Origin of the sequence: Chitinophaga sp. (assembly GCF_035564935.1) — a bacterium.
Classification (GTDB): domain Bacteria; phylum Bacteroidota; class Bacteroidia; order Chitinophagales; family Chitinophagaceae; genus Chitinophaga.
The window spans coordinates 1-11,060 of the sequence record NZ_DATMTE010001048.1 but is presented as its reverse complement, the minus strand read 5'-3'; the positions used below and the strand labels follow the sequence as shown (position 1 = coordinate 11,060).

The 11,060-nt window shown below is 48.8% G+C and carries 8 protein-coding genes; 4 read left to right on the top strand and 4 right to left on the bottom strand.

What is annotated here, in order from left to right:
• Together VN105_RS27280 and VN105_RS27275 are read right to left on the bottom strand one after the other, a co-directional pair.
• The coding region (locus tag VN105_RS27280; RefSeq protein ID WP_325646223.1) for a RagB/SusD family nutrient uptake outer membrane protein at positions 1-1,206 on the bottom strand (1,206 nt) is incomplete at its 3' end.
• Positions 1,207-1,235: 29 nt separating this feature from the next.
• A complete protein-coding gene (locus VN105_RS27275) occupies positions 1,236-4,232 on the bottom strand; it encodes a SusC/RagA family TonB-linked outer membrane protein (protein WP_325646221.1) in 2,997 nt (998 codons plus the stop codon).
• Between the two features lie 307 nt (positions 4,233-4,539).
• On the opposite strand from VN105_RS27275, the gene VN105_RS27270 reads away from it, so the two are divergent.
• Both VN105_RS27270 and VN105_RS27265 read left to right on the top strand, forming a co-directional pair.
• Positions 4,540-5,361: a thymidylate synthase gene (locus tag VN105_RS27270; protein ID WP_325646219.1), complete on the top strand. Its 822-nt coding sequence runs from the start codon at positions 4,540-4,542 to the stop codon at positions 5,359-5,361.
• Between the two features lie 9 nt (positions 5,362-5,370).
• A complete protein-coding gene (locus tag VN105_RS27265; RefSeq protein WP_325646217.1) occupies positions 5,371-5,862 on the top strand; it encodes a dihydrofolate reductase in 492 nt (163 codons plus the stop codon).
• 16 nt (positions 5,863-5,878) lie between these two features.
• On the opposite strand, the gene dnaG is transcribed toward VN105_RS27265, so the two are convergent.
• The gene (gene dnaG, locus VN105_RS27260) at positions 5,879-7,855 is read right to left on the bottom strand and encodes a DNA primase (protein ID WP_325646215.1); all 1,977 of its coding nucleotides are present in this window, start codon (positions 7,853-7,855) and stop codon (positions 5,879-5,881) included.
• Between the two features lie 132 nt (positions 7,856-7,987).
• On the opposite strand from dnaG, the gene VN105_RS27255 reads away from it, so the two are divergent.
• Entirely contained in the window at positions 7,988-9,160 is a 1,173-nt protein-coding gene (locus VN105_RS27255; RefSeq protein ID WP_325646213.1) for an acetyl-CoA C-acyltransferase, read from the top strand.
• An 85-nt stretch (positions 9,161-9,245) separates the two neighbouring features.
• Here the strand turns inward: VN105_RS27255 and VN105_RS27250 are convergent, their stop codons facing one another.
• On the bottom strand, positions 9,246-9,857 hold the full coding sequence (locus VN105_RS27250; RefSeq protein ID WP_325646211.1) for a hypothetical protein: 612 nt from the start codon (positions 9,855-9,857) through the stop codon (positions 9,246-9,248).
• A 139-nt stretch (positions 9,858-9,996) separates the two neighbouring features.
• On the opposite strand from VN105_RS27250, the gene VN105_RS27245 reads away from it, so the two are divergent.
• The gene (locus VN105_RS27245) at positions 9,997-11,022 is read left to right on the top strand and encodes a pyruvate dehydrogenase complex E1 component subunit beta (RefSeq protein ID WP_349255715.1); all 1,026 of its coding nucleotides are present in this window, start codon (positions 9,997-9,999) and stop codon (positions 11,020-11,022) included.
• The last annotated feature ends 38 nt before the right edge of the window (positions 11,023-11,060 follow it).

Here is an 11,060-nt window from a genome sequence, read left to right as displayed (position 1 = left end):
GTGGCCTTCCATAAAAAGGGAATAACGCCTGTTATATAACAATTCGTTGATCAGTGCATCCTGGGTGGAGAGGCCGCCGTAGGGCGGGAGGCCATGCGCTATCCTGATCCGGTTGAGCGCTACTACCGCATCGGGAAATGCATTGGTTTGTATTTTCGCTTCTGCATATATCAGTACCAGTTCTTCATTCCTGATAATGCTGATAGGAGCATTCAACGAATTCCACACAATTACATCACGGTTGCCGGTTAACCCGCCCTGGCTGGCAGGATCATTCCGCAATGCTGTTTTGCTGATACGGTCGTCGCCGGGTAGAATATTCGTGGCGAAAGATGGATGCGATACCCTTATTTCCCCGTTGCCGTTGGGCGGCAGGTACATGGTATTGGCAAGATCGCCGCCATTCGTGGAAAAGTAATGATAGATCCCTGTATTCACCGGACCGTTCAGGTCAAAGAACGATTCGTTGAGTGCGGTGAGTGCATTGGCCCATTGCTGCCGGTAAATATACACCCTGGCTGCAAGGGCCCTGTTAAATTTAAGCAGACCGGCAGCATCTTTAAATCCCAGGAATCCATCGGACAAAGGAAAAATAACTTCCGATCCGGTAAGGTCAGCTTTCCCGTCGTTCAGGAATTTCAGTACAGAATCCAGCACCTGGGCAGTATTGGTAATGATGGGCCCCAGTGTGGCGCCGTTGGCTACGGGGATACGCACCCCATTGGTATTCGTCATGTTCAGGTTCAGCAACAACTGGTAGCCTATCAACGTTTTGGCAAACCCGGTAAAAGCCTTTTTTTGCACATCCGAAGCCACTTCTGTGCGGGTGTTGCCTATGGCATCAAGCAGAATAAAACACTGCCTGGCCACCTGGTACCTGGCCGACCAGGGATTGGTAATGTAAAACGTATTATTATCCAGCACTTTGGTACCGCCGCCCAGCAGGTCGGTGGTGTACCTGGGCTCTGCACCGGAGAAACGGTAAATTTCCCGGCCTATAATACCGGTACCGTCCAGGTAGGTGGAAAGACTGTTGCGCATGCCGGATTCCGCACCGGTTACCAGGTTAAACAGGTCGCTTTTGGAAGGATCTGTGGTGATGCCCGTTACTACCGGTGTATTCAAACTGTTGATTTCTCCTTTCTGACAGGCGTTGATCACCAGCAGTAAAAGAGCGATCGCTATTATTGAAAGATACTTTTTCATATGTATTGATTTAAGCAGATGGAAAATGATCAGAAATCGACGCCAACGTGAAAGCTGGCCCTTTTGGATGCAGGGAACGGCATAACATCCACCCCTGTTGATAAACCGTTACTGCCGCGGGTTTGGGCGGTTGTAATGGTGTTGCTTCCGAAGTTGGATACTTCCGGATCATAACCCACGTACTTTGTCCAGGTAAAGAAATTATTGGCAGATAGGCCCACACGGATCCCTTTCAGCACCGATGTATTTTTTATTGGAATATTGTAATAGATGCCTATTTCACGGATACGTACATACGAAGCGTCCTGCACATAAATGGAAGCATCGCCGGCGCCGGGGCGGTAAAGCCCTGCCTTCGTGCCTTTCATCTCATCGTCATAGTCGAAGGAAGTAGCGCCCAGATCGGTGAGCAGCTGGGTAAGGTTGATATTGTCCCCGCCTTTTTTCCAATGGATGAGGAAACGCAGGGAGAAGTTTTTGAACACAGTTAACTCATTAAAAAAGCTCATCTGGAAATCCGGTTCGGCATTTCCGATCAGCTTCAGATCATCGCCCACAGTACCTTTGATCTGCGTGGCAGGTTGTCCTTCTTCCAGGTAAAAAGTACCGAGTGAATTACCAAAAGCGCCAATGGCATATGGTGGAATGATCAGCTTGGTGACCTTTGACCGGTTACGCCACCAGTTGATATTGCTGTTCCAGCGTACATTGGGCTTGTTCACCGGTATCAGGTTTAAGCCCAGTTCTATTCCCTGGTTCCTGAGATCGCCGCTGTTTTTCCATTCAGTGGCATAACCGGAAGATGCCGGCAACGAGTGACGAAGCAGCACATCATAAATTTTCTTATTGTAGTAGGTAGCTTCAAGACTGACCCGGCCATTGAGTACACTTACATCCAGGCCGGTTTCAAATTCGGCCTGCCGTTCCGGTTTGATATCGGGGTTACCCTGCAGGTTCTCTACCAGTACGCCCGGGAATCCGCCGATATTGCTTCCCAGCATCTGGGTAAATTTACTGCCGTAAGGAGGTACGTTGCCCGACTGTCCATAAGCGGCCCGCAGCTTTAAGTTATCCACACCAGCCACTTTCCAGAAATCCATTTTGGCAATGTTCCAGGAAATGGATCCTTTCGGGAAAACATAGTATTTCTGGTATTCGCCATTGTTGGTTGACCGGTCGAAACGTACGCCTGCACTGAGGGTAATGGCATCCATCAGCGAGAGGTCTTCCTGTACAAAAATGCCATTGTCGCGGTATTTCTGGCGAAATTGCCGGGTGGTGGTATTAGCGCTGGCATCCAGGTTACTCTGGCCGGATACCAGGTTGGTAGCAACGGTCACAATATTATCCAGGTAGCCGGTTTCCAGTGTGGCGCCGGCAGTACTGGTTAAACTGAGGTTATTGTTAGGTGTAAATGTATTTACGATGAACCCGCCGATATTGGTGTTGGTGTTATTGGTATTGCCCTGGATAGAGTGTCCCTGCTGGCCGTTTTCTTCAAACTGGAGGTTGCGGGGAAAGAGCGCCGCTGTTTTAAAATTGAAATAATCAACACCGCCGCGTCCTACCAGCCTGGTATTGGAGCGATCGCCCTGTTGCAGCCGGATCTCAATATTACCACCGCCCACAAAGCGGTTGGTCTTCTCGTTGTTGATCATATTATCGCGCGTTTCCAGCGGGTTGGAACTGGCGAATGTATTGCGTGGATATTCGCCCAGTGAATTGGGGAACAGGTTCACAAAATCAGGGGTGGACGACAATGCCACACCAAGGGAAACGCCGTTGTTGTCGTTATTGGTCAGCCCCCTGTCGGCAGAAGAGCTGATGTAGTTGGTAGTAACGCCAACGGATATACGGTCGCTCACTTTGTGATCCACGTTTAGCCGGATGGAGTTGTTAAAATACCCGGTTCCTTTCACAATGCCGTTTTCCTGGCGCCGGTTACCGGAAAGATAGAAGGTGGTTTTTTCACCGCCACCGCTGAGAGATAGGCCGGTGTTCAGCACCAGTCCTGTTTGCCCGAAGATCTCTTTTTCGTAGTCGTAGATCTTCCCTGCATTCTTTGCTTCGGTAAACTGTGCTTTATAGGCGGCGCGCTTGGCCTGTACAACAGGGTCAGGATTATCGGCGGTGCCCGCGAGGTCGGCGGCCGTTTCGGGGGTGAAGGTACGTACGCCCATGAGGTGCCGTACTTTCACAAAGCCGGTTTCCTGGTTGAGGGAGATCTTTGTTTTACCGGATCTGCCTTTTTTAGTGGTGATGATCACTACGCCGGCGGCGGCTTTGGCGCCATACATAGCGGCGGCGGAAGCCCCTTTCAGGATCTCAATGTTTTCAATGTCTTCCGGGTTGAGGTCCGCAATGCGGCTGGAGGGGTTGTCCTGGTTATTGGGGCTGCCTGAAGTGGCGGCGCCGGTTACATCGTTCAATCCTGCCGGAATACTGCTGTTATTGAAGAAAATACCATCTACCACATATAACGGCTGAGAGTTGCCGAATACGGAAGTGATACCGCGCATTTTTACGGAAATACCGCCGCCTGGAGCGCCGGAATTGGCCGTTATCATGGCGCCGGGTACCTTACCGCTGAGCGCTGCATCAAATGTTTGTGCAGGGGCCACGCCATTCAGTTCCGTACCTGAAATAGTGGCTACTGCATTGGCGAGGTTGCTTCGCTTTACGTTGGTGGCCAGGCCGGTTACCACAATTTCATCAAGGCGGGCGAAATCCTCTTCCAGGCTCAGGTTTATAACATTATTGCCAGGCGTGAGAGTAACAATTTTTGTTTTGTAGCCGGTATAGCTTACCGTCAGGCTCGTGGTGCCTGCGGCAACGGAGAGTGTGTAGTTGCCATCGGCGTCAGTAATTGTTCCTTTGTTGGTGTTGGGAACGCGTACAGTAACGCCGGGAATGGGCTTGCCGCTTACGGCATCCCTGATTTTTCCGGTGATGTTTTGCTGTGCAAATAGTGCAAGGGTACTGCATAGACATAACAGTACCAGCAAGCTGGATTTTGGTAGAAGCATAGCTTTTGATAGTTTAGATAATGAATGATGATTAAAACGAGGTTACGATATCATGTCGCTGATTATTTTTGGTTTACAGATCCTGATTTTGGTTGCTGATAAATTAACTTTGCTGTGATCCTCTGCCACAAGGGGTGCTACGGGTTTTTCATCATCATCTCTGATGGGCAGAAGTTTCTCATTAAGCCGATCTTGTTGTAAGCAAATATTACAGCAGATTACGAAAATTTAGGAGTACATCCGCTTTTTTTCTTTGGCTGAATTATGTTATATTTTTCAACTGGAAAACTTCGTAAATTGCGGCCTTATGGAGCAGTATCTATCTTTATTACAACATATTATCCGGAACGGCGCTGTAAAAACAGACCGCACCGGTACCGGCACAACCAGCTGTTTTGGCTACCAGATGAGATTCAACCTGCAGGAAGGCTTTCCCGTGGTAACTACCAAAAAGCTGCACCTCAAGTCGATCATATACGAATTGCTCTGGTTTTTAAAGGGAGATACCAATATAGGATGGCTGAAAGAACACGGTGTGAGTATCTGGGACGAATGGGCCAATGAAAACGGCGATCTCGGACCGGTATACGGTAAACAATGGCGCAGCTGGGAAACCCGCAGCGGCAAAGTAATAGACCAGATCACAGAAGGGGTAAATACCATCCGGAACAATCCCGACTCCCGTCGTATTATTGTGAACGCCTGGAATGTAGGCGAACTGTCGGAAATGGCACTCAGCCCCTGCCACTGCCTGTTCCAGTTTTACGTAACCCCTGCCGACCCGGCAAAAGGCGAAACCCGTGGAAAACTCAGCTGCCAGCTGTACCAGCGCAGCGCCGATGTATTCCTGGGCGTGCCTTTCAATATCGCTTCCTACGCCTTGCTCACCATGATGATGGCACAGGTATGCGACCTGGAAGCAGGCGACTTTATCCATACTTTCGGGGATGTGCACCTGTACAGCAACCATATGGAACAGGCCAGCCTCCAACTGACCCGCGAACCGTTTCCTTTACCGGTAATGAGGATCAACCCGGATGTCAGAGACATTTTCTCTTTTAAGTATGAAGATTTTAAACTGGAAGATTACCAGTTTCATCCGGCCATCAAAGCGCCGGTAGCCATATAACTCCCGTTTATGCGTATATCCATTATAGTAGCCGCTTCGGAAAATAACGTAATCGGTATCAATAATATGCTGCCCTGGCGTTTGCCCACGGACCTTAAATATTTTAAATCCACTACCCTGGGTAAACCCATTGTAATGGGCCGTAAAACATTTGAATCGCTGGGGAAACCCCTGCCTGGCCGGCCTAACATTGTGATCACCCGGCAAAGCGATTTCCGGCCGGAAGGTGCATATGTGGTAGGATCTGTGGAAGAGGGCATTGAAAAAGCAAAGTCGTTCGGCGGCGATGAACTGTTTATTACCGGCGGCTCCCAGATTTTCGAACAGGCGTGGCCGTTAGTGGAACGGATCTATCTTACCCGGGTGTATGCCGTTGTTCAGGGGGATGCTTTTTTCCCACAGCTGGATGGCGCTGAATTTGAACTGGTAACTGATGAACGTCATGAGGCAGATGAAAAAAATCAGTATTCCTTCTCCTTCCAGGTATGGGAGCGGGTATAAAAACTAACGTTAACGCTTATTTGAAAATAACGGTGCCCATCCCGTTGGTAAGTTCTTTTTCCAGGGAGTTGAGGTGTATCTGCATTTCAAGACAGCTTTTGGCCGCTTCGTAGTCGTTATCCTTAAAGGCCTTTTGAACTTCAGCCTGGTTTTCATGGATTAACTTTTTCACTTTTCGCAGGATCAGGTAGTTGGTAGTGGAGAGGGTATCTTTTAAATATGCATCATCACCATAAACCGTATCTATTTCAAACTGCTCTTTCCATTTCATACTGAGATCGGCTTCCTGGTCTTCCAGGATATTGGCGATCTCTTTTGAAAACTGCTGGTCTTCATGATAAAGGAACCAGCGTTTATCCTGCAGATTCCCCGCATCATACAGGGCTTTGTATTCCCTTAAGATCCTTTTCACCAGCTCACTTTCGGCCAGTGCTTCAAAATCATAGGGCAAATGGAACACATAATCTGCTACCGTACTATTGTCTTCTTCTTTAAAAGGTTTGTCGCCAAAACGCAGCAGGATTTTTACCAGGGCCTTTTCCTGTTTTTCATGTCCGCTGATCAGGGAGTCTACCGAAATGCCTGTTTCGGCAGCTTCCATAGCGGCAATCGCTTCTTCGCTGAGTTCATCATCGGCGGGAGCGGGATTGTTACGCGCATGCGCCTGTTCCCTTTTTACAAGCCGGTCGCGGATAAATTTATTGACCAGCTGTATCAGCCCCTGTTCATCAATATGCAGTAGCTGGCTGCACTGGCGGATATAATCCTGCTGCCGCGTAAAATCTTCCGCCTTATCAATTTTGGAAATGGTTTCGGCGATTTCATTTACCAGCTGCGATTTCTTGTTGCTGTCTGTACCGGCTTCCTGCATGCTCAGCTGCAGTTTGAACAGTACAAAGTCCTGTTTGTTTTCTTTGATGAACTCACGGAACGCTTCTGCACCGATCTTCTGCACATAACTGTCCGGATCTTCTTTGTCCGGCAGCAGTACCAGCTTCACGTTCAGCCCTTCCTCAATGGCCATGTCCAGCCCGCGGAGCGCAGCTTTCACGCCGGCGCTGTCGCCGTCATAAAGGATGGTGAGGTTGTTGGTATATTTTTTTATCAGGCGCAGCTGATCCTGTGTAAGCGAGGTACCACTGGAGGCCACCACGTTTTCCACACCGGCCTGGTGCAGGGAAATCACATCGGTATAGCCTTCTACAAGCAGGCACTCATTGAGCTTGTCAATAGCGTGCCTTGCAAAGTAAGTACCATACAGTACCCGGCTTTTTACATAAATTTCGTTTTCGGGAGAATTGATGTATTTCGGCGCCCGGTCTGATTTTACCAGGATACGCGCGCCAAAGCCCAGTACTTTGCCGGACTGGTTATGGATCGGGAAAATGACCCGGCCGCGGTAGTTATCGGCGGGTTGATCGTTACGGATGGTTACCAGCCCTGTTTTTTGCAGGTATTCCAGGTTGTATCCTTTGTTCAATGCCGATTTGGCAAAAGCGTCAAAGGTATTCAGACAGTAGCCAAGCTGGAACTTTTTAATGGTTTCTTCCGTAAATCCTCTTTCTTCAAAATAACTCAGGCCCACATTCTGGCCTTCTTCCTTGTTAAACAGCGTATCGGTGAAATATTCCTTTGCGTAGTTGTTGATGATGAACAAACTATCCGCCATCAGCTGGTGCTGCTTCAGTTCGGGGCTTACTTCCGTTTCTTCCAGCTCTATCTGGTAGCGCTGTGCCAGCCACCGGAGCGCTTCTACATAGGAGTATTTCTCATGCTCCATGATAAAGCTGATGGAATTGCCGCTGGCGCCGCAACCAAAGCATTTGTAGATCTCTTTGCCGGGAGATACGGTGAAGGAGGGCGACTTCTCGTTATGAAACGGGCACAGGCCAAGGTAATTGGCGCCCCTTTTTTTCAGTTTAACGAAGGAACCCACAATTTCCACAATATCAATGCGGCTGAGGATCTGTTGTATGGAGTTTTGAGATATCATCCAACTGCAAACATACGGCAAAATTAGGATTTGAAAAGAAGGAGGGCAGTATGCCCGCATGATGAGTGTTCCCCGCAACTTTTCCTTATATTTGGTAGATTATAAACTAGCCAAATCAATCTTATTTATCAGATGAAAGAAGTATTTATAGTAGCTGTGGCCCGTACCCCTATAGGTTCATTCAATGGCGCACTGGCAGGTGTTCCGGCTACCCAGCTTGGAGCCCAGGTTATGAAGGCCGCCCTGGAAAGGGCAGGAGTGGCCCCTTCAGAAGTGAATGAAGTGTACATGGGCAATGTGCTCAGCGCCAACCTCGGACAGGCGCCTGCTAACCAGGCCAGTCTTGCTGCGGGCCTGCCCAACACTATACCCTGCACTACCGTTAATAAGGTATGCGCTTCCGGTATGAAAGCCATTATGCTGGGCGCCCAGAGTATCCTGCTGGGTGATAATGAAATAGTGGTAGCCGGCGGCATGGAAAACATGAGCGCTGCACCTTATTACCTCGATAAAGCACGTACCGGTTATAAACTCGGCCATGGCGCAGTGATCGATGGCATTATCCGCGATGGCCTCTGGGATCCTTACAAGGATTTTCACATGGGTAATGCGGCGGAGCTTTGTGCCACTGAATATAAAATTACCCGCGAAGACCAGGACGCATACGCCATTGAAAGTTATAAACGTGCGGCTGCTGCCTGGGAGAAAGGATATTTTAAAGACGAAGTAATACCGGTGCAGGTGCCTGGCAAACAGGTAGTAACTGTATCTGAAGATGAAGATTACAAAAAAGTCATCTTTGAAAAAGTACCTTCCCTGAAACCAAGTTTCCAGAAAGACGGGACTATCACCGCGGCCAATGCCTCCAACATCAATGATGGCGCGGCAGCTGTAGTGCTGGTAAGCGGCGAAAAACTGAAAGCGCTGGGATTGAAGCCGCTGGCAAAGATCATCAGCTTTGCCGATGCTTCACAGGCGCCGGAATGGTTTACCACCACGCCGGTAAAAGCCATCAACAATGCGCTGGCCAAAGCCGGTTTGAACATCAGCGATATGGACGTGGCGGAAGTAAATGAAGCATTTTCCTGCGTGCCTATAGCCAATGCAAAAGACCTGGGGCTGTCGCTCGATAAAGTAAACGTATGGGGCGGCGCTGTGGCAATCGGACATCCTATTGGCTGCAGTGGCGCACGCATTGTAATAACACTGAATGCGATCCTGCATCAGCAGCAGGCGCGGTACGGCGTTGCAGGGATCTGTAACGGCGGCGGCGGCGCCAGCGCTATGATCATAGAAAGAGTATAATCATTTTGCCGGGCTGGCTAAAATCCCGGGGACTGGAAAAATTGCTACGCGATGCTCCCGGTCTTCACTTTTTAGTCAGCCCTGTTTATTCGGAAAGCACAATCACCGTATCTATATTGTTCAGCTGTATCCTCACACTGTCTTTCCCCCTTTTGGCCATCTTCAGCGAATGCAGGGCCGCCTGCGGCTTTACCACATCCTGTGTCACTTTTTCAAAGAACAGGTATTTGTCTTCCACCAGGCTGTAAACCGGGTAACCGGATAATATGCCGGTGCTTTTCGTTTGCAGGGCATAGTCGCCGTCGATATCATAATGTTTAAACTCGCTGTCGGACAGCAGGGTGATGGCTGCTACCAGGGTGACGATGCGCAGCGGCGGCAGCAGCAGGCCAAACAGCAGTATAAACGGGAACCCGAAGAAAAGCATCAGGTAAGCATAGCGGGCGTCGTTGTCTGGTTTGGAAAGACCGTAAAGCAGCATCCCTGAGCCGGCATAGAGGGTAAAGAATACCCGCTCGGTTTGCGTACCCTTGAAACCGTAGCCATTCAGCATTAATAACAGGCATAACAGCGCAAAGCAACCGAAAACAAGGTGAAGGTACCACAGGAGCGCCTGCAATTCAGGTAATTTCGCTTTTTTGATCTTTAAGGAAAGAGCGGCTAAAAAGCATAAGGTCAGGATAGTGATGGTAATCATAGGTGTAGGTAGCAATAAAGACTAAATTATAAATATATGTATTTATTTTAATTAATGGTATACCGGCCTTTGTTGGCGGTATAATAATTATTAATCGGTTGTTTGCTTTGCTTTTTCGTTAACAAACAATATTTTTGCCCTGCCTTTCAATAAGGCATTTAAACTTTCAATTAAGAATAGCATGCGTCAGATAGCTTTCAGACAAGCCTTAAGAGAAGCCCTGCAGGAGGAATTTCGCCGTGATGAACGGGTATTCCTTATGGGGGAGGAAGTAGCCGAATACAATGGCGCTTATAAAGTGAGCCAGGGAATGCTGGATGAGTTTGGTCCAAAACGCGTTATTGATACGCCGATTGCTGAACTTGGATTTGCTGCTATCGGGGTAGGTGCTGCACAGAACGGCCTGCGTCCGGTGGTTGAGTTTATGACCTGGAACTTCGCTGTACTGGCGCTGGACCAGATCCTCAATACTGCTTCAAAAATGCTGGCAATGAGTGGCGGCCAGGTAGGTTGCCCCATCGTTTTCCGCGGACCAAACGGTTCTGCCGGACAGCTGGGTGCGCAACACTCTACTGCATTCGAAAGCTACTATGCCAATATCCCGGGCCTGAAGGTGATATCCGTTTCTAATCCGTATGATGCAAAAGGTTTGCTCAAAGCGGCCATCCGCGATGAAGACCCGGTTGTATTCATGGAGAGCGAATTGATGTATGGCGATATGGGTGAAGTACCTGAAGAAGAATACATCATCCCGATCGGTAAAGCAGACATCAAACGCGCTGGTAAAGATGTGACCATCGTATCTTTCAACAAAATGATGAAAGTAGCGTTGGGTGCAGCGGAAGAACTGGCAAAAGAAGGTATCGAAGCGGAAGTGATCGATCTGCGTACTATCCGTCCGCTGGATTGGTTCACCATCCTGGAGTCTGTGAAGAAAACAAACCGCCTGGTAATTGTTGAAGAACAATGGCCATTTGCAAGTATTTCTTCCGAAATCACTTACCGTATCCAGAAAGAAGGTTTCGACTACCTGGATGCGCCTATCCGCCGTATCACTGCACAGGATGCTCCTATGCACTACGCGCCCAACCTGGTAAAATTATACCTGCCGGATATTGAGCGTACCGTGAAACTGGTGAAGGAAGTAATGTACATGAAGAAATAGCATTTGCTAAAAGTATAAAAAGGAACGGAGCGAAGATT

Coding starts and splice junctions, on each gene's coding strand:
- VN105_RS27275 (WP_325646221.1), bottom strand. CDS start 4,232: ATGCTTCTACCAAAATCCAGCTTGCTGGTACTGTTATGTCTATGCAGT.
- VN105_RS27270 (WP_325646219.1), top strand. CDS start 4,540: ATGGAGCAGTATCTATCTTTATTACAACATATTATCCGGAACGGCGCT.
- VN105_RS27265 (WP_325646217.1), top strand. CDS start 5,371: ATGCGTATATCCATTATAGTAGCCGCTTCGGAAAATAACGTAATCGGT.
- dnaG (WP_325646215.1), bottom strand. CDS start 7,855: ATGATATCTCAAAACTCCATACAACAGATCCTCAGCCGCATTGATATT.
- VN105_RS27255 (WP_325646213.1), top strand. CDS start 7,988: ATGAAAGAAGTATTTATAGTAGCTGTGGCCCGTACCCCTATAGGTTCA.
- VN105_RS27250 (WP_325646211.1), bottom strand. CDS start 9,857: ATGATTACCATCACTATCCTGACCTTATGCTTTTTAGCCGCTCTTTCC.